Annotated in this window: 21 protein-coding genes and 2 tRNA genes; 15 read left to right on the plus strand and 8 right to left on the minus strand. The window is 64.0% G+C overall.

Annotated elements, in window-relative coordinates; genetic code table 11:
- Positions 1-128: 128 nt before the first annotated feature.
- Complete coding sequence (locus tag H3H51_RS12090) at positions 129-998, plus strand: peptidoglycan DD-metalloendopeptidase family protein (protein WP_183089365.1); 870 nt, start codon at positions 129-131, stop codon at positions 996-998.
- A gap of 195 nt (positions 999-1193) precedes the next feature.
- On the plus strand, positions 1194-2195 hold the full coding sequence (rpoS, locus tag H3H51_RS12095) for an RNA polymerase sigma factor RpoS (RefSeq protein ID WP_183089281.1): 1002 nt from the start codon (positions 1194-1196) through the stop codon (positions 2193-2195).
- Between the two features lie 68 nt (positions 2196-2263).
- Here the strand turns inward: rpoS and H3H51_RS12100 are convergent, their stop codons facing one another.
- The 3 genes from H3H51_RS12100 to H3H51_RS12110 all read right to left on the minus strand — a co-directional run bounded on the left by H3H51_RS12100 (position 2264) and on the right by H3H51_RS12110 (position 6346).
- The gene (locus tag H3H51_RS12100; RefSeq protein WP_183089282.1) at positions 2264-3427 is read right to left on the minus strand and encodes a glycosyltransferase family 4 protein; all 1164 of its coding nucleotides are present in this window, start codon (positions 3425-3427) and stop codon (positions 2264-2266) included.
- Between the two features lie 167 nt (positions 3428-3594).
- Entirely contained in the window at positions 3595-4341 is a 747-nt protein-coding gene (gene cysZ, locus H3H51_RS12105) for a sulfate transporter CysZ (protein WP_183089283.1), read from the minus strand.
- Positions 4342-4375: 34 nt separating this feature from the next.
- Entirely contained in the window at positions 4376-6346 is a 1971-nt protein-coding gene (locus tag H3H51_RS12110; protein ID WP_183089284.1) for a sensor domain-containing diguanylate cyclase, read from the minus strand.
- Between the two features lie 299 nt (positions 6347-6645).
- Between H3H51_RS12110 and trxB the strand changes: the two genes are divergently transcribed.
- The gene (gene trxB / locus H3H51_RS12115) at positions 6646-7593 is read left to right on the plus strand and encodes a thioredoxin-disulfide reductase (RefSeq protein WP_183089285.1); all 948 of its coding nucleotides are present in this window, start codon (positions 6646-6648) and stop codon (positions 7591-7593) included.
- Between the two features lie 152 nt (positions 7594-7745).
- Here trxB and H3H51_RS12120 read toward each other — a convergent pair whose 3' ends face one another.
- The gene (locus tag H3H51_RS12120) at positions 7746-8444 is read right to left on the minus strand and encodes a pirin family protein (RefSeq protein ID WP_183089286.1); all 699 of its coding nucleotides are present in this window, start codon (positions 8442-8444) and stop codon (positions 7746-7748) included.
- Positions 8445-8675: 231 nt separating this feature from the next.
- Entirely contained in the window at positions 8676-12146 is a 3471-nt protein-coding gene (locus H3H51_RS12125) for a hybrid sensor histidine kinase/response regulator (protein WP_183089287.1), read from the minus strand.
- Positions 12147-12413: 267 nt separating this feature from the next.
- On the opposite strand from H3H51_RS12125, the gene H3H51_RS12130 reads away from it, so the two are divergent.
- The 5 genes from H3H51_RS12130 to H3H51_RS12150 all read left to right on the plus strand — a co-directional run bounded on the left by H3H51_RS12130 (position 12414) and on the right by H3H51_RS12150 (position 17053).
- Entirely contained in the window at positions 12414-12983 is a 570-nt protein-coding gene (locus tag H3H51_RS12130) for a GNAT family N-acetyltransferase (protein ID WP_183089288.1), read from the plus strand.
- Positions 12984-12989: 6 nt separating this feature from the next.
- A complete protein-coding gene (locus H3H51_RS12135) occupies positions 12990-13817 on the plus strand; it encodes a helix-turn-helix transcriptional regulator (RefSeq protein ID WP_183089289.1) in 828 nt (275 codons plus the stop codon).
- A gap of 85 nt (positions 13818-13902) precedes the next feature.
- On the plus strand, positions 13903-14613 hold the full coding sequence (locus H3H51_RS12140; RefSeq protein ID WP_183089290.1) for an AzlC family ABC transporter permease: 711 nt from the start codon (positions 13903-13905) through the stop codon (positions 14611-14613).
- On the plus strand, positions 14613-14942 hold the full coding sequence (locus H3H51_RS12145) for an AzlD domain-containing protein (protein WP_183089291.1): 330 nt from the start codon (positions 14613-14615) through the stop codon (positions 14940-14942). Before H3H51_RS12140 ends, H3H51_RS12145 begins: the two co-directional genes overlap by 1 nt.
- Positions 14943-15178: 236 nt before the next feature.
- The gene (locus tag H3H51_RS12150; RefSeq protein WP_183089292.1) at positions 15179-17053 is read left to right on the plus strand and encodes an MFS transporter; all 1875 of its coding nucleotides are present in this window, start codon (positions 15179-15181) and stop codon (positions 17051-17053) included.
- A 54-nt stretch (positions 17054-17107) separates the two neighbouring features.
- Here the strand turns inward: H3H51_RS12150 and sugE are convergent, their stop codons facing one another.
- A complete protein-coding gene (gene sugE, locus H3H51_RS12155; protein WP_183089293.1) occupies positions 17108-17422 on the minus strand; it encodes a quaternary ammonium compound efflux SMR transporter SugE in 315 nt (104 codons plus the stop codon).
- A gap of 169 nt (positions 17423-17591) precedes the next feature.
- Complete coding sequence (gene rdgC / locus H3H51_RS12160) at positions 17592-18512, minus strand: recombination-associated protein RdgC (protein WP_183089294.1); 921 nt, start codon at positions 18510-18512, stop codon at positions 17592-17594.
- 202 nt (positions 18513-18714) lie between these two features.
- Between rdgC and H3H51_RS12165 the strand changes: the two genes are divergently transcribed.
- The 7 genes from H3H51_RS12165 to H3H51_RS12195 all read left to right on the plus strand — a co-directional run bounded on the left by H3H51_RS12165 (position 18715) and on the right by H3H51_RS12195 (position 21927).
- A tRNA-Val gene (locus H3H51_RS12165) sits at positions 18715-18790 on the plus strand.
- A gap of 21 nt (positions 18791-18811) precedes the next feature.
- A tRNA-Asp gene (locus tag H3H51_RS12170) sits at positions 18812-18888 on the plus strand.
- A gap of 229 nt (positions 18889-19117) precedes the next feature.
- Positions 19118-19831 carry an FKBP-type peptidyl-prolyl cis-trans isomerase gene (locus tag H3H51_RS12175; protein WP_183089295.1) on the plus strand — a complete coding sequence of 238 codons (714 nt, stop codon included), beginning with the start codon at positions 19118-19120 and terminating at the stop codon, positions 19829-19831.
- A 360-nt stretch (positions 19832-20191) separates the two neighbouring features.
- The gene (locus H3H51_RS12180) at positions 20192-20629 is read left to right on the plus strand and encodes a YkvA family protein (protein ID WP_183089296.1); all 438 of its coding nucleotides are present in this window, start codon (positions 20192-20194) and stop codon (positions 20627-20629) included.
- 117 nt (positions 20630-20746) lie between these two features.
- Positions 20747-21085 carry a helix-turn-helix transcriptional regulator gene (locus H3H51_RS12185; protein ID WP_183089297.1) on the plus strand — a complete coding sequence of 113 codons (339 nt, stop codon included), beginning with the start codon at positions 20747-20749 and terminating at the stop codon, positions 21083-21085.
- A complete protein-coding gene (locus H3H51_RS12190; protein ID WP_183089298.1) occupies positions 21082-21447 on the plus strand; it encodes a hypothetical protein in 366 nt (121 codons plus the stop codon). Before H3H51_RS12185 ends, H3H51_RS12190 begins: the two co-directional genes overlap by 4 nt.
- Before the next feature lie 48 nt (positions 21448-21495).
- Positions 21496-21927, plus strand: a complete 432-nt coding sequence (locus H3H51_RS12195; RefSeq protein ID WP_183089366.1) for a sel1 repeat family protein — start codon at positions 21496-21498, stop codon at positions 21925-21927.
- Here the strand turns inward: H3H51_RS12195 and H3H51_RS12200 are convergent.
- Positions 21911-23671, minus strand: a complete 1761-nt coding sequence (locus tag H3H51_RS12200; protein WP_183089299.1) for a bifunctional diguanylate cyclase/phosphodiesterase — start codon at positions 23669-23671, stop codon at positions 21911-21913. The two genes, H3H51_RS12195 and H3H51_RS12200, sit on opposite strands and share 17 nt — an antisense overlap.
- Between the last annotated feature and the right edge of the window lies 1 nt (position 23672).

The raw sequence follows: 23672 nt of genomic DNA on the forward strand, positions 1-23672 counted from the left end.
TTGCCTGCCCAGGGCAAGCGACTGGCTCAGCCGGATATTTCCGGCACAATACGTACCTATATATCCAAGAAACACCGGCAGGGGAGCACGGGGTGAGTCTCACGAGCAGACAGCAGCGAAAGCGCCTGATGGGCCGCAGTGGCCTGGGGGGAGTGGTCTTCGCCGTCATCCTGTCGGGCTGCAGCAGCTCGCCCAGCACGCCGGTGCAGGTGGTGGATCGCACTCATTCCGGTGGTGGTGCGGTGGCGCCCAGCCGCCCGCAGGTTACCGGTGGCCAGTACATCGTGCAGCCCGGCGACACTCTGTACTCGATCGCCTTTCGTTTCGGCTGGGACTGGAAAGCCCTGGCGGCGCGTAACAACATTGCCGCGCCATTCGTGATTCGCCCAGGCCAGCGTGTGCGTTTCGACGTGCCCGGCGGTTCGGCGCCCCTAGTGGCCCAGGCCGGCAAGCCCGTGGTGGCTCCAATCACGACGCAACCCGCAACGCCTGTGCGGCCTGTGGTGCAGCAACCGGTCAAGACGCCGTTGCCGCAACCACAGCCGCAAACGCCAGTGAGCACGCCGTCAGCGCCGGTCAGTGCAACCCCTGCGGTGGCCGGCAAGGTGCAACCGGTAACCCGCTCTGCGCAAGGCTGGGCGTGGCCTGCAGGCGGTGTTTTGATCGGGAAATTCTCGTCAAACGGCAGTTTGAATAAAGGAATTGATATCGCCGGGGAATTGGGCCAGCCTGTTTTAGCTGCGTCTGATGGCACCGTTGTGTACGCCGGGAGTGGATTACGGGGCTACGGCGAACTGGTGATCATCAAACACAGCGATACCTACGTAAGCGCCTACGGTCATAACCGCAGGTTGCTGGTCCGGGAGGGACAGCAGGTCAAGGTCGGGCAGCATATTGCCGAAATGGGCTCCACAGGGACTGATCGGGTGAAACTCCATTTTGAGATTCGCCGACAAGGAAAACCTGTAGATCCTCTGCAGTATCTGCCGCGTCGTTGAGCCTGCCGACAACCTGTGCCATTCGTGGGTGGAGCGGGCTCAGGTGTTGCCAGGGAGTTACCCAACTTTCCAACAGGTGTGATGTTTCGGCGGCAGGTTCGTTTTTCGGCGAACTTGGGGGGCCGTTCTCTCTGTGACGACTGTGGGGTAAGGTACGCCAGAGCTTGTTGTCGAACCCATTACAGGACAACAACAATGGCACTCAGCAAAGAAGCGCCGGAGTTTGACGTCGACGATGAGGTGCTTCTGATGGAGCCCGGCATCGTTCTGGAAGATTTTGAGGAAGCCGAGCAACCTCGTTCCAGCGCCAAATCCAAAAATTCGACCACTGGTTTAAAACAGCACAAGTACATCGATTACACCCGGGCGCTAGACGCCACTCAGCTGTATCTCAACGAAATCGGATTTTCCCCTCTACTGACTCCACAGGAAGAAGTGCACTTCGCGCGATTGGCGCAGAAGGGCGATCCTGCTGGGCGCAAGCGCATGATCGAGAGCAACCTGCGACTGGTGGTGAAAATCGCCCGCCGCTACGTCAATCGCGGTCTGTCTCTGCTGGACCTGATCGAAGAGGGCAACCTCGGCCTGATCCGCGCGGTCGAGAAATTCGACCCGGAGCGCGGCTTCCGCTTCTCGACCTACGCCACCTGGTGGATTCGCCAGACCATCGAACGGGCGATCATGAATCAGACCCGCACGATTCGTCTGCCGATCCATGTGGTCAAGGAACTCAACGTCTACCTGCGTGCCGCACGCGAGCTGACCCAGAAACTCGACCACGAACCCTCGGCCGAAGAAATCGCCAACCTGCTGGAGAAACCGGTCGACGAGGTCAAGCGCATGCTGGGTCTCAACGAGCGGGTGACCTCGGTTGACGTCTCCCTTGGTCCAGACTCGGACAAGACCCTGCTCGATACCCTGACCGATGACCGTCCCTCGGACCCTTGCGATCTGCTGCAGGACGATGACCTGTCGGAAAGCATCGATCAGTGGCTGTCGGAACTGACCGAGAAGCAGCGTGAAGTGGTGATTCGCCGCTTCGGTCTGCGCGGCCATGAAAGCTGCACGCTGGAGGAGGTTGGCCAGGAAATCGGCCTGACCCGCGAGCGTGTGCGGCAGATCCAGGTGGAGGCGCTGAAACGCCTGCGCGAGATTCTGGAGAAGAATGGCCTGTCGAGTGACGCGTTGTTCCAGTGATTCAGGCTGCATGAAAAACCCGGCTCAGGCCGGGTTTTTTTATGCTCGCTTTGTGCGTGCCGGGTTGCTCAGTTGCGGGCGCTCTGCAGCAGGTTTTCGAACTGCTCGACTATCGCTTCCCAGCCCTGCTTGCCGGCATGCTGGCGGGCATTGAGGCGTACGCGGCGCAGGCATTCGCGATCCCCCAGCAGCCACTGTGCGGCGTCGATAAAGGCCTGGTCGTCACCGGGCATGGCCAGCGCGCCGTTGTGGCCGTGGCGAATGTGCTGAGCGGCGGCGGCCTGGTCGAAGGCAACCACGGCGAGGCCGGCGGCCAGGGCTTCGAGCACCACGTTGCCGAAGGTCTCCGAGAGGCTGGGGAAGAGGAACAGATCGCCGCTGGCGTAATGCGCGGCCAGTTCTTCGCCACGTTGCAGGCCACAGAACAGAGCGTCTGGCAGCTGGGCCTGGAGTTGCGCACGGCTGGGGCCGTCGCCGACCAGGATCAGCTTCAGGCGCTGGTGCGGCAGGGCCTGTTGCAGGCTGTTGAAGGCTTTTACCAGCAGCGCCAGGTTCTTCTCCGGGGCCAGGCGACCGACGTGCAAAACGGCGATGTCACCGTCCTCCAATCCCCACTGCTGGCGCAGTTCAGCCGAGCGCCGCGCCGGGTGGAACAGCTGCCCGTCGACCCCGCGGGCGAGCAGTTCCAGGCGTTCGAAGCCGCGACGCTGCAGCTCCATGCGCTGGCTGGTGCTGGGCACCAGGGTCATGCGTGTGCGGTTGTGGAACCAGCGCAGGTAGCCGGTCAGCAGGCGGCTGAGCAGGCCCAGGCCGTAGTGGCCGCTGTACTGCTGGAAGTTGGTGTGGAAGCCACTGACCACCGGGATGCCCAGGCGCCGTGCGGCGCGCATGGCGGAGAGGCCGAGCGGGCCTTCGGTGGCGACGTACAGCACGTCCGGACGATTGCGCTTCCAGCGCCGCAGCAGCTTGTGCAACGACGATTGGCCCCACTGCAGGCCGGCATAGCCCGGCAGTGGCCAGCCACGGGTCAACAGCAGGTTGTCGTCGCTGGGCTGCGCCTCGTCGGCCTGGCGTGGGCGCACCAGTTGCAGGCGATGGCCGCGCGCGCGCAGGCCCTGGCAGAGGCGGCCGAGGGTATTGGCCACGCCGTTGATTTCGGGCGGGAAGGTTTCGCTGACGAGAGCGATATGCAGGCTTGTGACAGTCATGGCAGCAGTCTCGGCTGCTGCCATGTAGTGCGTGTGACGGCGCGGTTACCGGGTTGTGACGGTGCCTGCCTCAGAGTCTGTTCACGATCTCCTGAGTTAGAGCCAGACAAGGCAAAAACGGCCGAGGAAGCGCAGTTTACAAGTTGTAAATGAGCACTCCGAGGCCGTTTTTAACGCGGTATGGCCGCGAGTCAGGAGGTCGTGGATAGACTCTCGCGTTCACGGACCCAGAACAGGGTGGCCCCGGCCACGGCAGCCGGCATCACCAGGATGTTCACCACCGGGATCATCAGCGCCAGGTAGGTGGCGCCGCCGAAGCCGAGCGACTGCCAGCGCTTCTCGCGCAGCCAGGCGAGCATCTCGTCCCAGCTGACCTTGTTGTTGTCGCAGGGGTAGTCGATGTACTGCACGGCCATCATCCACACGCCAAACAGGATCCACAGCGGCGCGGCAATCAGGTTGAGCACGGGGATGAAGGTGAGGATCAGCAGGGGAATGGCGCGTGGCAGGAAGTACGCCAGCTTGCGCAGTTCGCGGCCAAGGGTGCGCGGCACCATGGCTGTCAGCTCGGCCCAGCTGAAGGGCGGGAAGTCGTCGCGTCCGCGCAGCACCACCTCGACCTTTTCCGCGAGGAAGCCGTTGAACGGCGCGGCGATGATGTTGGCCAGCAGGGTGAAGCTGAAGAACATCACCAGCAGTACCAGCAACACGAACAGTGGCCAGATGACGTATTCGAGGAAGCTCAGCCAGCTCGGCAGGCTGGGCATGAAGGTGTCGACCCAGCCGCCGAACTGCTGCATGGCCAGCATAATCAGGCCGATGAACAGCAGCAGGTTGATGGTCAGCGGCAGCAGCACGAACAGGCGCAGGCCGGGGCTCAGCACCAGTTTCAGGCCTTCGCCCAGATACTGCGGGCCAGAGAGGGTGGGGGATGGCATGGGGGCGTTTCCTTGGCGCAACGAAGGGCCGACCTTACCTATTTTGCGAAGTCGACGAAAGCGTGTCTGCCTGGTACACGCAGAACCGGTTGCGCTCCTGTTTGGCCTGGTACATGGCGCTGTCTGCCGCCTTCACCAGGCTTTCCGGGTTGTCCGCGTGGTCGGGGAAGTAGGCAATGCCGATACTCGGGGTTACAAAGTCGATCTGCTGGCCGTCTATCTCCAGCGGTTTGCGCAGCTCGGCCAGCAGGCGCGTAGAGAGTCGCAGGGCGGCGTCATTGCGCGAGTCGGGCAGGATCAGGGTGAACTCGTCGCCGCCCAGCCGATAGACCCGGTCGGGCTTGCGCACGGAGCTGCGCAGGCGCTCGGCGATGCCTTGCAGCAGGCTGTCGCCGACATCGTGGCCGAAGCGGTCGTTGACCTCCTTGAAACGGTCCAGGTCCATGTACAGCAGTGACAGCTGGGTCTGCTGATGGCGACTCTGGTCGAGCAGCAGGCGCAACTGCTCGACGAAAGCCTTGCGGTTGCCGAGGCCGGTTAGTGGGTCGCGATAGGCCATGTCGAGCAACTGGTTCTGGTAGGCCACTTGGTCGGTGATGTCGCGCAGGATGCCGCGGTAACCGGTGAAGTGGCCGTGGGCGTCGTGAATCAGCGAGAAGCGCGTTTCATAGTAGCCCCAGCTGTCATCACGGCGTTTCAGCGGGGCCGCGAAGCGTGTGTTTTCGCCGCGCTCCAGGGCCTGGCTGAACAGCTCGCGGGCGCGCTGGGCGTCTTCGCTGGCCAGAACGTCTTCGAAGGAATGTTGCAGCAGGTCATCGGGGCAATAGCCGAGCATCTGGCACAGGGCGCGGTTGACGGTGAGGATCTGCCCGCGTGCGTCCAGCTCGAAGTAGCCGTCCTGGATCGCGTCGAGGATTTCCCGGTCGCGGGTTTCGCTCTGCTCCAGGCGTTCGAGCATGTGGTTGATGTCGCCGGCCAGTTGACCCAGTTCGTCGTGGCCGCCATCGCTCAGGCGCAGGTTGGCGGAGTCGGGGCCGATAGAGGTGATTTCGTGCTTCATGCGCAACACCCGGCGCAGAATCCAGTGCTCCAGGCCCAGGTAGATCAGCAGCCAGGCCACCAGCCCGGCTGCCGATGCCTGGCCGAGGAACAGCGCGATGGCCTTGCGGCCCTCTTGGTGCATCGCCCGTTCGGTGGTGATCTCCATCAGCAGTTGCGGTGCTCCCGAGCTGTTGCTGAACAGCAGCGAGACCTGCTGGTGCTGGCTGTCGAGTACCCGGCGCGGGCTGATGCGGATGTCCGTGAGTGCGTTGCTGATGGTGGTGGGCAGGAAGCGCCAGGCATCCTCGGGGCCGCCCGAGGGCAACAGGCGCAAGGCGCCCTCAAGCTGGCCCTGCAGGCTTTCCAGGCGTTCGCCATCGAGAAAATGCCCGGCCACCAGCATGCCGGCGTCCGGCTGGTTGTTCTGGTTGGTGTTGATCATGCCGGTGGCGAGAATCAACGGCACACCCTCGACCAACAGCAGTTGGCCGTGTCGATCAAGGTTGCTGTGGGTACGCAGGTGCTGGATTTCGTCGAGGATGCTGCGGCGCAGCGATTCCTGGCTGCTCGGCCGCCTGCCACCGATCGCCAGCAAGTCCGGCAGGTCGGGCGGTAGCCACTGTTCGGCGTGTACCTCGCCCTTGAGGTCGAGGTAGATCATGAAGTCGAAGTTCAGCTGGCGCAGGGCTTCGGGGTCCATGTTGCGGCGCTGGAAGTCCGGGTGCTGGCCGTGCATGAACTCGTAGCTGTCGTCCCACTTGGCGTAGCTCTGCACCAGGTCGAGGTTGCGCTTGAGTTCGTGGTCGAGCAGCGCGCGCAGGCGTTCGGCTTCGGCGTCCAGGAGGATCTGGTCCTGGCGGTCGAAGCGGCTGAGGATCAGGCTTTGCGACAGGCCATAGGCCACGCCCAGGGCCACGACGAGCAGCGGGGCGAACAGCCAGAACAGGCGTTTGCGCAGGGTCATCTCGGTCAATTGCCTGCGTGGCGGGTGTGTCGCGAGTATAGCAACGGCCCTGCTACGAACCTGATGGGATAGCGGCGGACTATCGATCGCATAAGCAATGCGCATTTTCGCTGCAGCGGGGGCTTGCGTAGCCTTGCCGGCATTCACTTTGCGGGGCCATCCGCCTCCAAGCCTTCCCCTGTGCTCTGGATGGTTCCCTTTTATTCGAACCTGTTTACGGTCTCCTGACTCGCGGCCATACCGCGTTAGAAATCGCTCTAATTCAGAAGACCGTAAACAGGCCCTACTAGGAGCAGGCCATGTCCGTTGTCCGTCATTCGCGCGTGATCATCCTCGGTTCCGGCCCCGCCGGTTACAGCGCCGCCGTTTATGCGGCGCGTGCCAACCTCAAGCCGTTGCTGATAACCGGTATCCAGGCCGGTGGGCAATTGACCACCACTACCGAGGTCGACAACTGGCCGGGCGATTCCCATGGCCTGACCGGCCCGGCGCTGATGCAACGTATGCAGGAGCATGCCGAGCGTTTCGAGACGGAGATCGTCTACGACCACATCAATGCCGTGGACCTGGCTGGCAAACCGTTCACCCTGATCGGTGACAACGCCACCTACAGTTGCGATGCGCTGATCATCGCCACCGGCGCCAGTGCGCGCTACCTGGGCCTGCCATCGGAAGAAGCATTCATGGGCAAGGGCGTGTCCGCTTGCGCCACCTGTGACGGCTTCTTCTACCGCAACCGCGAAGTGGCGGTGGTCGGCGGCGGTAACACGGCGGTGGAGGAGGCGCTGTACCTGGCCAATATCGCCAGCAAGGTGACCCTGGTGCATCGCCGCGAAACCTTCCGTGGCGAGAAGATCCTGCAGGACAAGCTGCAGGCGCGGGTGGCCGAGGGCAAGATCGTGCTGCAGCTGAATGCCGAAGTGGACGAGGTGCTGGGCGATGCCATGGGCGTGACCGGCGTGCGCCTCAAACGCAACGATGGCAGCCCGGTAGAGCTCAAGGTCGATGGCTTGTTCGTCGCCATCGGCCATACCCCCAATACCTCGCTGTTCGAGGGCCAGCTGGCGCTCAAGGATGGCTATCTGGTGGTCAACGGCGGGCGCGAGGGCAATGCCACCGCGACCAGCGTGCCGGGCGTTTTTGCCGCCGGTGACGTGGCCGACTCGGTGTACCGCCAGGCGATTACCTCGGCCGGTGCCGGCTGCATGGCGGCGCTGGATGTGGAGCGTTACCTCGACGCTATTTGAATAGGCGGTCGTCTGTAGGAGCCAGCTTGCTGGCGATGGGGTGCTGAAGAAAAAGCATCGCCAGCACGCTGGCTCCTACAAAACGCATTGCGCAGGTAGGCGGACATGAAAAAGCGGGCCAGTGGCCCGCTTTTTTTTATTGCTGCGCCGGATCAGGCAACTTCCACCAGAATCACTTCACTGTCCTCCACGGCGGTAACCCGTACCACTTCCTCGTTGGCGATGGCCACGCCGTCACGTTCACCAGCGCGTACGCCGTTGACCTCGATCAGGCCGCTGGCCGCTACCAGGTAGCCTTTGCGCAGGCGGCCCATGGGGTACTCGGCGCTTTGCCCGGCCTTCAGCGTGGCGGCTACCAGGCGTGCATCGGCGCGGATGCGCAGGGCATCGCCATCGTCTTCATTACCGCTGGCGAGCACCACGAACTGGCCGGCGCGCTCGTCTTTGGGGAACGGCTTGGCGCCCCAGGAGGGGGCTTTGCCGAACTGGTCCGGGATCACCCAGATCTGGAAGATCTTGGTGGTCACGTCCTCCAGGTTGTACTCGGAGTGAGCGATGCCGGTGCCGGCGCTCATTACCTGCACGTCGCCAGCCTCGGTGCGGCCCTGGTTGCCCAGGTTGTCGCGGTGAGTGATGGCGCCTTCGCGGACGTAGGTGATGATTTCCATGTCGTGGTGCGGGTGCTGTGGGAAGCCGCTCTGCGGGGCGATTTCATCGTCGTTCCACACGCGCAGCTTGCCCCAGTTGACCCGCTGGGCATCGTGGTACTCGGCGAAGGAGAAATGGTGGCGTGCGTTCAGCCAACCGTGCTGGGCATGGCCCAGGCTGTCGAAGGGGCGTACGTCGATCATGGCGGTGCTCCATCTGCTGCGCCGTGGGATTACGGTGCAGTGGCGTTGGAGTGGATGATCTATCGATTTTGTTTCGATAAAAAGCGCAAAAACTCCGCCTTAAATATCGATTTATTGGATGTTTTTTAGTGGCGGACGAGGGCTGCTTGTGTAGGGCGGGTGAAACCCGCGATGGGCCACGCGGGTTTCACCCGCCCTACGACCATGGAACCCGCGGCCTGTTTAGGCTCTTCAGCCCAGCGGCAAATGGCGGCTGATCAGGGCGCGCAAGGCTGCCGGCTTGACCGGCTTGGCCAGGTAGTCGAGGCCGGCGGCATGCACTGCGGCCACCAGCTCCGGGCGGCCATCGGCGCTGATCACCACGCCCGGCAGCGGCTCGCCCAGGCGCGTACGCAGCCAGGCCATCAGCTCGGTGCCGGTGTCGCCCTCGTCGAGGTGATAGTCGACCAGCGCCAGTTGCGGGCGCACGTCTTCGTCCAGCAGGTGCTCGCATTCCAGACGGTTGCGCGCCGTCCACACCTGGCAACCCCAGCGGGAGAGCAGGCTGTGCATGCCGGCGAGGATGCTGTCCTCGTTGTCTATGCACAGTACCTGCGCACCGCTGAGGGCATGGCCATTCTGTTCGGCGGCGATCCGTGGCGCGGCGGCTGCGGGCTGCCGGGCCAGCGGCACGCTGACGCTGAATACGCTGCCCTTGCCTGGCCAGGAGCGCACGTCGAGGCGGTGGCCAAGCACCCGGCACAAGCCGTCGGCAATCGCCAGGCCCAGGCCCAGGCCCTTCTCCGCGCGAGTCTGGTGGCTGTCCAGGCGCTTGAACTCTTCGAAGATCACCTTGCGCTTGTCTTCGGGAATGCCGGGGCCGCGGTCCCAGACCTCCAGGCGCAGGTTGTTGCCCTCGCGGCGCACGCCGAGCAGCACATGGCCCTTGGCGTAGCGGAAGGCGTTGGTCAGGAAGTTCTGCAGCACCCGGCGCAGCAGGCGTGGGTCGCTGTCGATGCGCAGCCGGCTGCCGCTCAGGCGAAAATCCACGCCCTGTTCCTGGGCCAGTGCCTTGAACTCGGCGCCGAGGGTGTCGAACAGGCTGCTCAGGGCGAAGGCGCTGATGTCCGGGGTGATGCGCCCGCTTTCCAGGCGCGAGATATCCAGCAGGTCGGTGATCAGGTCTTCGGCCGAACGCAGCGAGCTGTCGAGGTGACGCACCAGTTCCTGGGCTTCACGGGGCAGGGCTTCCTGCTGGTGGGAGAGGGCGGCGGAGAACAGCCGGGCGGCGTTCAGCGGCTGCATCAGGTCGTGGCTGACCGCCGCCAGGAAGCGGGTCTTCGACTGGTTGGCGCTTTCCGCGACGCCCTTGGCTTCGCCCAGTTGCTGGTTCAGTTGCGACAGCTCGCGAGTGCGCGCCTCGACCCGTTGTTCGAGGCCTTCGTTGGCCTCCTTGAGGTCGTGTTCGGCACGGCGGAAGGCGGTGATGTCGGTGAAACTCATGACGAAGCCGCCGCCCGGCATGGGGTTGCCGATCAGTTCGATGACCCGACCATTGGGGAACAGGCGCTCGGAGGTGTGCTGCTTGCCCTGGCGCATCCAGTACAGGCGCTTGGTCACATGCTCTTCGACATCGCCGGGGCCGCACAGGCCGCGTTCGGCGTTGTAGCGGATGATCTCGGCGATGGGCCGGCCGACACTGATCAGCCCTTCCGGGTAGGCGAACAGTTCCTGATAGCGGCGGTTCCAGGCCACCAGGCGCAGGGACTGGTCGACCACGCTGATGCCTTGGGTGATGTTCTCGATCGCACCTTGCAGCAGGGCGCGGTTGAACTGCAGCACCTCGCTGGCTTCGTCGACGATGCGCACCACATCCTCGACCTGCATCTCGCGGCCTTCGATGGCTGCGCGTACCACGGCGCGGGTGCTCGACGCACCGAGCACGCCGGCGAGCAGGCGCTCGGTGTGGGCGATCCACTCGCTGTCGGCGTTTTGGTTGGGGTTGAAGGGCTTGTCCAACTGGTAGGAGAAACGCACGAAGCTCTGCCGGGCCCGGTCTTCACCGACGAAGCGGGCGGCCAGCTCCATCAGGTCGGCCACCTGCACCGCCAGCAGGTTGCGGGCGCCAGGTTTGGCCGTCAGTTCCTGGCCGACGAAGCGCCCGGCCTGCCAGTGTTCCGAGACCCGCGTGCGGGAGAACCACGACACCCCGGCGAACAGCAGCCAGTTGCCGGCCAGCGACATCAGCACGCCGCGGGTCAGCGGGTCGACCTCGATGCCGATCGGGTAATAGAGCAGCTCCGGCAGCAGCGGGAAGCTGTCCAGTGACCAGCGCAGGCCACCGGCCACCAGCGGCAGCACCAGGGTGTAGAACCACAGTGCGCAGCCGGCGGCGAGGCCGGCGAACACGCCACGGCGGTTGGCCTGCTTCCACACCAGGGCGCCGAACATGGCCGGCGCCAGTTGGCCGATGGCGGCAAAGGACAGTTGGCCGATGGTGGCCAGGCTGGCGTTGGTGCCCAGCAGGCGATAGCACACGTAGGCCAGCAGCAGGATCACCACGATGCTCACCCGCCGCGCGCTGAGCATCCAGTGGCGGAAGGCCTCGAACGGGCGCTCGGTGTTCTGCCGGCGCAGCAGCACCGGCAGCAGCATGTCGTTGGAGACCATGGTCGACAGCGCTACGGCCTCGACGATGACCATGCCGGTGGCGGCCGACGCACCGCCGATAAATGCCAGCAGGGCCAGCGCCGGATGCGCCTCGGCCAGCGGCAGGCTGATGACGAAGGAGTCGACCTGAATGCCGGCCGGCAGCAGCAACTGGCCGGCCAGGGCGATGGGGATGACGAACAACGCGGCCAGCAGCAGGTAGACCGGGAACACCCAGCGCGCCAGGCGCAGGTCCTTGGGTTCGATGTTCTCCACCACGGTGACGTGGAACTGGCGGGGCAGGCAGACGATGGCCGTGGCGGCCAGGCCGGTCTGCACCAGCATCGCCGGCCAGCTCACGGTCTGCTGCCAGAACTCGTTCAGCGCGGGGGCTTGAGTGGTTTGCCCGAGCAGGTCTTCGAAACCATCGAACAGCCCCCAGGTGACGAACACGCCGACGGCGAGGAAGGCCAGCAGCTTGACCAGCGCCTCGAAGGCAATCGCCAGGACCATGCCACGGTGGTGCTCGGTGACATCCAGGTTGCGCGTGCCGAACAGCACGGTGAACAGGGCCAGCACCAGCGACACGATCAGTGCGGTGTCCTGGGCGCGGGTCGGGCTGGGCGTGGCGCCGATCAGCAGGTTGACGCCGAGCACGATGCCTTTCAGTTGCAGGGCGATATAGGGCAGCACGCCGACCAGGCAGATCAGCGCCACCACCACCGCCAGGGCTTGCGACTTGCCGTAGCGCGCGGCGATGAAGTCGGCGATCGAGGTGATGTTTTCCTGCTTGCTGATCATCACCATCTTCTGCAGCACCCAGGGCGCGAACAGCAGCAGGAGGATCGGCCCCAGGTAGATCGGCAGGAACGACCACAGCTCGCCGGCGGCTTGGCCAACCGCGCCGAAGAAGGTCCAGCTGGTGCAGTAGACCGCCAGCGACAGGCTGTAGACCCAGGCGCGCACCCGTGGCGACAGCGGCGCACGGCGACGGTCGCCATAGAAGGCGATGCAGAACAGGACGGCCATGTAGGCCAGGGCGACAAAGGCGATCAGTCCGCCGGACAGCGACATGCAAACTCCAGGAGCAGGGCGCGCGGATGGAAGAGGCCCGCCGGCGCGGGGGCAGCTCAGGCTGCCAAGGCGATTGCGGGGTTAGGCTAGTCTCGCACGCGCCGCGCGCAACGTCAGGCCGACCAAGGTCGCAGGCCCCTTGAGCCGTCCCTTTCAGCCTGCTAGCGTGACCGCCTTTGGCCGCCGAGCGCCTTTTTGCACGGTCGGCGCCTTTGCATGCGATATTTTTGCCGTCAGCCTGTCTGATGCTTTTTCTGGAGTCTGGCGATGTTCAAGCCCCAACCGATCACCCTGCAACAGGGCGCTCTGCGCCTCGACCCCCTGAGCGAAGCCGATTTGCCCGCGCTGCTGGAGTTGGCCGAGGCTAACAGCGAGTCGCAGCAATACATGAGCGGCACCCAGCGCCCGGACTGGTACCGCGGCGCCCTGGCTGACCATAAGGCGCACGGCGCCGTGGTCTTCGTCATTCGTCTGGCTGGCGAGCTGGTCGGCACCACACGTTTCTTCGACTTCAATTCGGCGCTGCCAGCCGCCGAGATCGGTTACACCTGGCTCGCCAGCACTCAGCATGGCAGCGGCCTGAACAGCATGATCAAGTACCTGATGCTGCGTCACGCCTTCGAGGAGTGGCAGCTGGTGCGCGTGCAGTTGAAAACCGCCGGCAGCAACCTGCGCTCGCAGCGGGCCATCGAGAAACTCGGTGCCCAGCGCGAAGGCGTGCTGCGCAACCACCGCCGCCTGGCCGATGGCCGCCTCGACGACACGGTGATGTACAGCATCACCGACAGCGAGTGGCCGCAGGTCAAACTGCAACTGGAAGCGCGCTTCGGCGCCTGATCCGTTGTGGCATTGAACCCGGAGCAGACGCGCTTCTGGCAGGCCGACGGCTTGGCCGGGGTCGAGCTGCTGCACGCGCGCTACGTGCAGCAGCGCTTTGCCCCGCATGTGCATGAGGGCTTCGTGTTCACCGTGATCGAGGCGGGCGCCCAGCGCTTTCGCCATCGCGGTAGCGACCACCTGGCGCCGGTCGGCAGCATGGTGCTGATCAACCCGGACGAACTGCACACCGGCTCCAAGGCCCACGACGAGGGCTGGCTATACCGCGCCTTCTACCCGGACAACGCGCAGGTCAGCGGTGTGCTCGACGAGTTGGGGCTGGCCACGGGCGGCATGCCATCGTTCGCCGCCAGCGTGCTGCAGGACCCCGAGCTGCATCGTTGTTTTGGTGCCCTGCATCGGCTGCTGGACGGTCCGGCCAGCGCCTTGCAGCAACAGACCGCCTGGCGTGAGGCGATTCTTTTGCTGTTCCAGCGTCACGCGCGAATTCCCGTCGCGCCGCCGGCCGGGCGTGAGCCGCAAGCCGTGGCGCAGGCCAAGGAGCTGCTGGCCGCCAGCCTGGCCGAGCCGCCGTCGCTGGAGGAGCTGGCGGCGCGGGTCAATCTCTCGCCCTTCTATCTGTCGCGGGTGTTCCGCCGTGCCACGGGCCTGCCGCCGCATGCCTGGCTCAAGCAGCGTCGCCTGGAGCAGGCGCGCGCCTTGCTCAAGTCCGGCTGCATGCCGCTGAGCGTGGCCATGCAGCTGGGCTTTGCCGACCAGAGCCATCTGACCCGGCAGTTCAAGCAGGCCTATGGCGTTGGTCCCGGCGAGTACCGCAGCGCCTGCGCCAGCTGAACGCACAAGTAGCTGACCAATTGCGCAAGATCGTTCAAGACGCCTCGCTTGCGACCGACTAGCCTCGCTACCTCAAGGAGGCCCCATGTCCCGTCAACACGAATTCCTGCAAGCCGTCCGCGACATGCTGCCGATGCTGCTCGGTGCGATGCCGTTCGGCATCATCTTCGGCAGCCTGGCCGGCGCGGCCGGGCTCACGCCCTGGCAGACCATTGGCATGTCCGTGCTGGTGTTCGCCGGCTCGGCGCAGTTCATTGCCATCAGCCTGCTCGGTGGTGGTGCGACCCTGGCCGTTTTGCTGCTCACCACCGTCGTAGTCAACCTGCGTCATGCGCTGTACAGCGCTAGCCTGCAGCCCTTCGTGCGCCATCTGCCCAAGCGCTGGCGCGTGCCGCTGGCCTTCTGGTTGACCGACGAGGCCTTCGCCGTGGTTCAGCACCGCTATGCGGAGAACGACGCATCACCCTACAAGCACTGGTATTTCCTAGGTGCGGCGCTGGCGATGTACGTCAATTGGCAGCTGTGCACCCTGATCGGCCTGGTGTTCGGCCAGGCCGTACCGAACATCGCAGCCTGGGGGCTGGACTTCGCCATGCTCGCGACCTTCATCGGCATCGTCGTGCCGATGCTGCGCAACCGCCCACAGGTGGCGGCCGCGCTGGTGGCAGGGGCGGTGGCGCTGGCCTGTCATGGATTGCCGTACAAACTTGGCCTCATGGCGGCTGCCTTCAGCGGCATCCTGGTCGGTATCGTGCTGGAACGGCGGGATCGCCTGATGGTGGAGGACGTGGCCTGATGGACAACTGGATTCTGATTCTCGGCATGTTGGCGATCACCTTCGCTACCCGCTACAGCCTGTTTGCCTTTCCCGACCTGCGCTTCCCGCCGCTGGTGCGCCAGGGCCTGCATTACGTGCCGACCGCCGTGCTCACCGCCATCGTCGTGCCCGGCATGCTGTTTCCCGATGGCCAGCACCTGGCGCTGAGCCTGGATAACGCCTACCTGCTGGCAGGGCTGGCGACGATTGCCATTGCCGCGGTTACCCGCCATCTGCTGGCGACCATCGGCGGCGGCCTGCTGGTGTTCTTTGTGCTGCGCTGGGTGCTGGGGCAACTGCCGCTCTGATTGGCAGCGAGTCTCGATAACCCCGTCGGTAGCCCGGACTTCAGTCCGGGGCCCCTCAGCCAGCCCCGGACTGAAGTCAGGGCTACGGTACTGAGAGGTTGATCATGTGTGCGCGGGGCCATGGATGTGGCTCTGCGCGCGGTATTGCAATCCAATAGCAGACGGGCCAAATTTCAGCCCAGCTCTGCTCCTGGATTCTTTACTCGAAGGCGGCTTCGCCGCCAGGTACACGGACGATGACCCAACACTCGCAATTCGCCTTGCTGCGCACCCGGCGCTTCCTGCCGTTCTTCGTGACCCAGCTGCTCGGCGCCTTCAACGACAACGTATTCAAGCAGGGGCTGATCTTCGTCGTGCTGTTCGGCATGGCGTTCTCGGACAAGACCGGCAACCTGCTGGTCAACTTCTGCCACATGCTGTTCATCCTGCCGTTCTTCCTGTTTTCCGCCCTTGGCGGGCAGTTCGGCGAGAAGTTCGCCAAGGACGCGCTGATCCGCATGATCAAGCTGGCCGAGATCGCCATCATGCTGGTCGGCGCCCTGGGTTTCTTCTACAACAACCTCTACCTGTTGCTGCTGGCGCTGTTCGGCATGGGTACCCACTCGGCACTGTTCGGCCCGGTGAAGTACTCGATCCTGCCGGCGACCCTGCGCGAGGAGGAGCTGGTGGGCGGCAACGCCCTGGTGGAGATGGGCACCTTTCTGGCGATCCTGGCCGGCACCATCGGCGCCGGGCTGATCATGTCCGGTAGTCATTCCGCCGGCCTGGTCTCGGCGGCCATCGTGCTGGTGGCCTGCCTCGGCTACTTCGCCAGCCGGCAGATCCCGCGCTCAGCGGCGGCGATGCCGGAGCTGCCGCTGGACTGGAACATCTTCCGCCAGACCTGGGCGACCGTGCAGCTGGGCCTGCGTCAGCGCCCGGCGGTGTCACGCTCGCTGCTCGGCAACTCCTGGTTCTGGTTCCTCGGCTCGATCTACCTGGCGCAGATCCCGGCCTACGCCAAGGATCTGCTGCACGGCGACAAGAGCGTGATCACCCTGATCCTCACCGTGTTCTCGGTGGGTATCGCCCTCGGTTCGGTGCTGTGCGAGAAGCTTTCCGGGCGCAAGGTGGAGATCGGCCTGGTGCCGTTCGGCTCGATCGGTATGACCCTGTTCGGCATCCTGCTCTGGTGGCATTCGAGCGACTTCCCGGCGGCCACTGCCGCGCATGACTGGCTGGGCCTGCTGGGCATCGGCCAGGCCTGGTGGATTCTTGCGGATATCTTCGGCATCGGCGTGTTCGGCGGCTTCTATATCGTGCCGCTGTATGCGCTGATCCAGTCGCGCACCGTGGAGACCGAACGCGCCCGGGTGATCGCTGCCAACAATATTCTCAATGCGCTGTTCATGGTGGTGTCGGCACTGGTGGCGATGGTGCTGCTGAACGTCGCCGGGCTGAGCATTCCCGAGCTGTTCCTGGTGGTGTCGCTGATGAACGTGGCGGTCAACACCTACATCTTCAAGATCGTCCCCGAATTCACCATGCGCTTCCTCATCTGGCTGCTCGGCCACTCGATGTACCGGGTCCGGCACCAGGGGCTGGAGGCGATCCCGGACGAGGGCGCGGCGGTGGTAGTGTGCAACCACGTGTCGTTCGTCGATGCGCTGCTGATCGGTGGTGCGGTGCGCCGGCCGATGCGTTTCGTCATGTACTACAAGATCTACAACCTGCCGGTACTCAACTTCATCTTTCGCACCGCCGGCACTGTGCCGATTGCCGGGCGCAGCGAAGACCCCGAGGTCTACGAGCAGGCGTTCAAGCGCATCGCCCAATATCTGGAGGATGGCGAGGTGGTGTGTATCTTCCCCGAGGGCAAGCTGACCACCACTGGTGAGATCGACGAGTTCAAGGCCGGGGTGGAACGCATCCTCAGCGCCAACCCGGTACCGGTGATTCCCATGGCCCTGCAGGGCCTGTGGGGTAGCTTCTTCAGTCGTGATCCGAGCAAGGGTCTGTTCCGCCGCTTCTGGTCGCGCATCACCGTGGTGGCTGGCCAGCCGCTGCCGGCGGATACTGGGCGACTGGTGCTGCAGGAACAGGTCAGAGCCTTGCGCGGCAGCGTGCGCTGAGTGTTGCCGGAATGAAAAAGCCCGCCAATTGGCGGGCTTTTTTCTGCCTGTGTCTCAGTGACTGAGCTTGAGGCCGAGCAGGCCTGCGACGATCAAGCCAACGCTGAGCAGACGTACCAGCGCCATGGACTCGCCGAACAGGATGATCCCGGCGATCACCGTGCCGACGGCGCCGACCCCGGTCCAGATCGCATAGGCGGTACCCAGAGGCAGCTCCTTCATCGCCAGGCCGAGCAGGGCCAGGCTGACGATCATCGCGCCAACGGTGAGCAGGGTAGGGATGGGGCGGGTGAAGCCGTCGGTGTATTTCAGGCCGACAGCCCAGCCGACTTCGAACAGGCCGGCGAGAAACAGGATGATCCAGGACATGAGGTGCTCCGCAGTACAGCTAAGGAATTGCGGGCCGTCCCGGATGGTCACTCGAAAGGAGTTGCAAGGTCGTCCTTGCGTTGTGCGTTATTTTGCACATACCACTGCACAGGGCAAGCTCACCGGGATGAGCGGGCCCTGGCAGGTGTTGCGAGAATTGTCTGAAGGGTCAAATACCCTCTGGGACTTCCTCGCCGCCCAGGGCTTCGAACAGCGCCGGCAGGAAGTCGCAGAAGGTCAGCATCATCAGGGTGAAGCTGGCATCCAGTTGGCCGAGGTTGTCGTCGCCACCATCCTGCGCGGCCTGGTCCTGCAGTAGGTCTTCGAAGCGCAGGCGCTTGACCACCAGCTTGTCGTCGAGGACGAAGGACAGCTTGTCCTGCCAGGCCAGGGACAACTGGGTAACCAGCTTGCCGGCGGACAGGTGCAACTGGATTTCCTCGCTGGTCAGGTCCTGGCGCTTGCAACGCACCACGCCGCCGTCTTCGGCCGTGTCGCGCAGCTCGCACTCGTCGAGTACGAAGAAGTCCGGCGCGGCCTGTTGCGACTTGACCCAATCGGTCATGGTCGCGGTCGGCGCCATCTTCACCGACAGCGGGCGCACCGGCAGCGAGCCGAGTACTTCACGTAGGGTCGACAGCAGGTCTTCGGCACGCTTGGCGCTGGCCGAGTCGACCAGGATCAGGCCGAGCTTGGGCGCAATGGCGGCGAAGGTAGCCGAGCGGCGGACGAAGGCGCGCGGCAGGAAGGACAGGATGATCTCGTCCTTGAGCTGGTCGCGCTCTTTCTTGTAGACCTTGCGCATCTGTTCGGCTTCGATCTGGTCGACCTTTTCCTTCAGTGCATCGCGCACCACGCTGCCCGGCAGGATGCGTTCTTCCTTGCGCGCGGCAACCAGCAGGAAGTCACCGCTGGTGTGTACCAGAGGAGCGTCCTCGCCTTTACCAAACGGGGCGATGAAGCCGTAGGTGGTGAGTTCCTGGCTGGCGCAGGAACGGGCCAGTTTGGTGGCGAGTGCAGCCTCAAGCGCCTCGGCATCGAAGGGCAGATCCTGAGTAAGGCGATAGACAAGCAGGTTGCGGAACCACATGGGGCTGACTCTCCAATTGCGCAAAGCGCGCATTATTCTCCGCCGGGGCGGATTGTCCAAGCTGCAGTCGAGTCATCTGCTGCTTAAAATGACGAGCAGCCCCCGTTCTCCTAAGCCTTTGGAACTGCTGAAAATTCTTTTTAAAAAAGAGCTTGCCAAGGTTCGGGTCGCTGTCTAGAATGCGCCCCACTTCGAGAGTGAAGGGTGATTAGCTCAGCCGGGAGAGCATCTGCCTTACAAGCAGAGGGTCGGCGGTTCGATCCCGTCATCACCCACCATCTCGCTCCACGAGGTTACGCGCAGCGGTAGTTCAGTCGGTTAGAATACCGGCCTGTCACGCCGGGGGTCGCGGGTTCGAGTCCCGTCCGCTGCGCCATACATAAGCCTTGGTTAGACTGAAGACCAAGACTGGAAGAAACGACCGAAAGGTCGTTTTTTTTTGCCCGCGATTTACCGTCGGCAATATCAGCGTGCCCATTTTCTCTCGATGACGTATGAACTAATCGCGCTTGCGTGGTTCCTACTGTGCCGTAGCCAGTGCTTGGCGCAGACTGCTAAGCTCGCGCACTCCCCCCGGCCCATCGCGGCTATAACAAGGATCAAGCATGAAACAACATCGTCTTGCGGCTGCGGTTGCTCTGGTAAGCCTGGTACTGGCTGGTTGCGACTCGCAGACCAGCACTGTGGAGCTCAAGACTCCGGCGCAGAAAGCTTCCTATGGCATCGGCCTGAACATGGGCAAGAGCCTGTCCCGCGAAGGCATGGACGATCTCGATCCGAAAGCTGTTGCGCTGGGTATCGAAGACGCCATGGCGAAGAAAGATCCGCAGATCAAGGACGAAGAGCTGGCTGAAGCGTTCTCCTTCCTGCAGAAGCGTTCCGAAGAGCGCATGAAGGCGCTGAACGATAAAGCGGCCGAGGCCGGCAAGAAGTTCCTCGAAGAGAATGGCAAGAAGGAAGGCGTGGTTACCACCAAGTCCGGCCTGCAATATGAAGTCGTGAAGAAAACCGACGGCGCCCAGCCGAAAGCTACCGATGTAGTGACCGTTCACTACGAAGGCAAGCTGACTGATGGCACCGTGTTCGACAGCTCCGTTGAGCGTGGCAGCCCGATCGATCTGCCGGTCAGTGGTGTAATCCCAGGTTGGGTCGAAGGCCTGCAACTGATGCACGTTGGCGAGAAGTACAAACTGTACATCCCGAGTGAGCTGGCCTACGGCGAGCAGAGCCCGAGCCCGACCATTCCGGCCAACTCGGTCCTGGTCTTCGATCTGGAACTGATCGCCATCAAGGATCCGGCTGCCGCTCCTGCTCAATAAGAGCCTGCTGCCTGATCAACAACGCCCCGCCAGTCGGGGCGTTGTCGTTTCTGCGGGCGAACCCCGGTGCGACCTGGCAGTCTGAATAGGGGTATGGACTGCGCGGGTGTTACGGTTATGCACATCGTGCGGGTTACTTGCCTTGTCCCGACTGTTACAGTTTTCCTGAGCAATGCTCGGTCAGTAAGTAGCTGATTTTTAATGTTTTTTGTTCTTGAGCAAAAAACGCCCGATCTGTTGCGGGGCCGCGTGGCGTGGGCGTTTGCCAGAGCTGTCACGACTCTGTGCACAGGGTTATCCACAGGCTTGGTGGATAACATTGGCGAGCCCAGCAGGCATGCGGCATGACGGAGAGTTTGCATGGCAATTCCTGAGAATATGACGCGTTACCTCGCCCTGGCGCAGCGCTTGCTCGCCGGTGGGCGATTGCCTTCATTGCTGCTGGCGGTATCTCGCAAGATGCCGCTAAAGGATGGTCGGGTCGGTCGCCTGCGCGAGGATCTCGACCTACTTCTCGGGCTGTGCGTTGCCTGGTGGCGCGGTGAATACCGGGCGCTGGGTTCGCAGGCCCTGCTGAGCATTGTTGCCGGCCTGCTGTATTTCCTCATGCCGCTCGATGCGGTGCCGGACTGGTTGCTCGGCGTCGGGCTGCTCGATGATCTGGCCGTGCTGGCCTGGGTGCTGCGTACCTGGGATAGCGAGTTGCAGGCCTATCGTGTGTGGCGTGAACAGCAGGGCGCCCAGGCGCTGTCGCGCATCGAGAAACTCCCCGGCGAGGACGAGGTGCACCAGCGTTAGGCGCTCGTTGCATGGCTGTGTAGTGGTCGTGTCCTATCCGTGGAGCAGGCTGTTAAGATGGCGTCTTGCAAGGGAGAGCGCCGTACTCAGCGGCGCTGCTGTCCACGGAGAGTAGTAATGAGCGTGCAAGTGATCATGCGCGAAGGCCAGGCGGAATACGCCGTGCTGCCCTGGGCCGAGTACCAGGCGCTGCTGCAGGCTGCCGGTCGTGCGCCTGCGACCCTGGCGGTTGCTCCAGCGGCTGCCAATACCGCGACTGCGACTGCGCCGTCTCTAAGTGAGTTGAGCGCACTGCGTGAAGCGCGCGGCATGGCCCAGGCCGACCTGGCCCGGGCAGTGGGCATCAGCCCGCACTACCTGAACATGATCGAGAGCGGCGAGCGCGAGCCGGATGCGGCGATTCGCCGTTCCCTGGCGTTCACCCTCGGCATCGATGGTTGGGAGCAAGACTCTTGAGTGTGCGCATCCATCGCCAGCACTGGCAGGCCCTGCTCACCGAGCTGGAAGATGCCCGCCGTCAACGTCACCTATTGACCTATCGGGCTCTGGTCGAGCGCCTGCAGTTGCCGACCCCGGCCATGCAGACCCTGACCGCTGCCCTGGAGCACCTGGCCGCACTGGATGCCAAAGGCGAACGGCCCCTGCGCAGTGCGTTGGTGATCAGCCAGGGCGCCAGTCGCCTGCCGCGTACCGGGTTCTTCGAATGCGCCACTCGCCTCGGGCGTTTCAGCGGCCCTTCCGATGGTATCGCCGCGGCCTCCTGGCATGCGGCAGAAGTGGCGCGAGTCTTCGAGTTCACCTACCCCGAGGAAATCTGAGTGCTTTGGCCGCTGCGGGCGCGCCTGGGCTACTGGGCTGCCCGACGCATGTTTCACTGGCGCTGGCTCCTGCAGCAGCCACGTGCGTGGGCCTGGATGCAGGGACAATACGCCCGCATGGCCGCACTCGGCGACGTCTCTGCACAGAGCTTCTACGGACATATCCTGCTGTTCCGCGGCCAGGGCTTCGGCGCACGCGAGGAAGGTTTGCGCCTGCTGCGGCTGGCGGCCAGCAATGGCGAGGGCAAGGCGGCCTATCAGGTCGGCCTGGCCTGCCTGGCCGGTGATACGCGGCAGGCACCTGATGCGGCCGAGGCCGCGCGCTGGTGGGGGCTGGCCGCCGATGCCGGTCATCCGCTCGCGGCACAGCGACTGGCGACGCTCTACCGCGAGGGCGGCCCCGGCCTGGCTGCCGACAGCGTTCTCGCCGAGCGCTTTGCTCAGCGCGCGGAGACCCTGGGCTTCACGCGGAAAGACTGAGCGTATCGAGGATGTGCAGGCTGTAGCCCGGCACCGCCTTGGCATGGCGCTTGGCCTCCGACGCCAACCCGGCCAACTGACTGGCATCCAGCTGCGCACAGCTCTGCGGATGCAGATGCACCACACCAATCGACAGTGACAGCAGCGGAAATTCCTCGCGCTTGCCCTGGCGGTTGTGCGCGACAAAGCAGCCGGCCTGTAGGTGTTCGTCGTGATAGAAGCGCCGGCACTGGCTCTGGAAGTCTTCCAGCAAGTGGTTGAGGCGTTTGCGCCAGTCTGTCGAACCGAGCACCAGGAGGAAGTCATCGCCGCCGATATGGCCGACGAAATCACGGCTGGGATCGACTCGCTCGTTCAGGCACTGCGCCAGGCACAGCAGCACTTCGTCGCCCTTGGCGTAGCCGTAGAGGTCGTTGAATGGCTTGAAGCTGTCGATATCCACGTAGCACACCACGGCCTCACGCCCTTGCTGCAGCAGGCGGGTGAGGCACTGCTGGATCGGCACATTGCCGGGCAACAGAGTCAGCGGGTTGGCGTGGCGGGCCTGCTGGATCTTGCGTTCGGTGATCAGCTTGAGTACGTCAATCACGCGGCCCAGGCCACGGTAGCGGCCGTGCTGGGTGATGATGAAGTCTTCTTCCATGCGTTGGCGCGCACGGCTGGTGAGCAGGCGGCTGACCTGTTGCAGCGACTGGCCGATGTCCACGGCGAGGAAGTCCGTGCTCATCAGCCGGCTGATCGGCTTGCGCGCGAACAGGTCGGTGGCGAATGGCTTGAGCAGCGCTTCCGACAGCGAGTAGCGATGGACGATGCCGACCGGCTGGGCCAGCTCATCGAGCACGGCCAGGGAGTTTAGGTTGGCCTGGGCCCGGAAGGCTTCCAGCACCTCGGCAGTGGCGGTGCCCTGGCTTACGGCCGGTTGCTCGTTGAGCAGCGCGCTGAGGTCGACGCTGTCTTCGCTGAGTGGGGTGGCGATGCCGTCCAGGCGCGGCAGCAGTTTGTGCGCATCCCGCGGCGGTTGTTCCAGCGGACGGCTGAGCAGGTAGCCCTGGACCAGGTCCACACCCATCTCGATGAGTACGGCCAGTTCCTCGACCAGTTCGATGCCTTCGGCGATCACTTGCGCGCGCGAGGCCTTGGCCATTTTCAGGATGGAGCCGACGAACTCGCGCTTGACCGCGTCGAGGTGGATGCCATCGATGAAGTGGCGATCGATCTTCACGTAGTCCGGGCGCAGTTCCGACCACAGGCGCAGGCTCGAATAGCCGGCACCGAGGTCGTCCAGGGCGATGGAGAAGCCCATGGCGCGGTAGTGGTGCAGGGCGGTGTCGAGCAGGCTGAAGTCGTCGATGGGTGCCTGCTCGGTCAACTCGATCACCACCTGATCCGGCGAGATGCCGAGGTCCTGCAGCAGCTTGAGGGTGCGCCCCGGCTGGTGGCTGGGTTCCAGCAGGGATTCCGGCGAGACGTTGAGGAACAGCTTGCCGCCCAGTTGTAGCTCGCGAAAGCGTCGGCAGGCACTCTTGCGCGCAGCCTGCTCCAGCTCGCTCAGGCGGCCGGCGTTGCGGGCCACGCTGAACAGGGCGATAGGGGCGTGCAATGGGCTGTTGGACGGGCCGCGGGTCAGCGCCTCGTAGCCGAGGATGCGTCGCTCGGAGAGCGAGACGATGGGTTGAAACAGGCTGTGCAGGTCGCCGTGAGCGAGGATCAGGCCCAATGCGCTCAACTGCTCGGTGACGGTCATG

It is taken from the genome of Aquipseudomonas ullengensis, assembly GCF_014174475.1.
Taxonomy (GTDB): domain Bacteria; phylum Pseudomonadota; class Gammaproteobacteria; order Pseudomonadales; family Pseudomonadaceae; genus Aquipseudomonas; species Aquipseudomonas ullengensis.

Coding starts and splice junctions, on each gene's coding strand:
- H3H51_RS12090 (WP_183089365.1), top strand. CDS start 129: ATGGGCCGCAGTGGCCTGGGGGGAGTGGTCTTCGCCGTCATCCTGTCG.
- rpoS (WP_183089281.1), top strand. CDS start 1,194: ATGGCACTCAGCAAAGAAGCGCCGGAGTTTGACGTCGACGATGAGGTG.
- H3H51_RS12100 (WP_183089282.1), bottom strand. CDS start 3,427: ATGGCAGCAGCCGAGACTGCTGCCATGACTGTCACAAGCCTGCATATC.
- cysZ (WP_183089283.1), bottom strand. CDS start 4,341: ATGCCATCCCCCACCCTCTCTGGCCCGCAGTATCTGGGCGAAGGCCTG.
- H3H51_RS12110 (WP_183089284.1), bottom strand. CDS start 6,346: ATGACCCTGCGCAAACGCCTGTTCTGGCTGTTCGCCCCGCTGCTCGTC.
- trxB (WP_183089285.1), top strand. CDS start 6,646: ATGTCCGTTGTCCGTCATTCGCGCGTGATCATCCTCGGTTCCGGCCCC.
- H3H51_RS12120 (WP_183089286.1), bottom strand. CDS start 8,444: ATGATCGACGTACGCCCCTTCGACAGCCTGGGCCATGCCCAGCACGGT.
- H3H51_RS12125 (WP_183089287.1), bottom strand. CDS start 12,146: ATGTCGCTGTCCGGCGGACTGATCGCCTTTGTCGCCCTGGCCTACATG.
- H3H51_RS12130 (WP_183089288.1), top strand. CDS start 12,414: ATGTTCAAGCCCCAACCGATCACCCTGCAACAGGGCGCTCTGCGCCTC.
- H3H51_RS12140 (WP_183089290.1), top strand. CDS start 13,903: ATGTCCCGTCAACACGAATTCCTGCAAGCCGTCCGCGACATGCTGCCG.
- H3H51_RS12145 (WP_183089291.1), top strand. CDS start 14,613: ATGGACAACTGGATTCTGATTCTCGGCATGTTGGCGATCACCTTCGCT.
- H3H51_RS12150 (WP_183089292.1), top strand. CDS start 15,179: ATGACCCAACACTCGCAATTCGCCTTGCTGCGCACCCGGCGCTTCCTG.
- sugE (WP_183089293.1), bottom strand. CDS start 17,422: ATGTCCTGGATCATCCTGTTTCTCGCCGGCCTGTTCGAAGTCGGCTGG.
- rdgC (WP_183089294.1), bottom strand. CDS start 18,512: ATGTGGTTCCGCAACCTGCTTGTCTATCGCCTTACTCAGGATCTGCCC.
- H3H51_RS12175 (WP_183089295.1), top strand. CDS start 19,118: ATGAAACAACATCGTCTTGCGGCTGCGGTTGCTCTGGTAAGCCTGGTA.
- H3H51_RS12180 (WP_183089296.1), top strand. CDS start 20,192: ATGGCAATTCCTGAGAATATGACGCGTTACCTCGCCCTGGCGCAGCGC.
- H3H51_RS12185 (WP_183089297.1), top strand. CDS start 20,747: ATGAGCGTGCAAGTGATCATGCGCGAAGGCCAGGCGGAATACGCCGTG.
- H3H51_RS12195 (WP_183089366.1), top strand. CDS start 21,496: ATGTTTCACTGGCGCTGGCTCCTGCAGCAGCCACGTGCGTGGGCCTGG.
- H3H51_RS12200 (WP_183089299.1), bottom strand. CDS start 23,671: ATGACCGTCACCGAGCAGTTGAGCGCATTGGGCCTGATCCTCGCTCAC.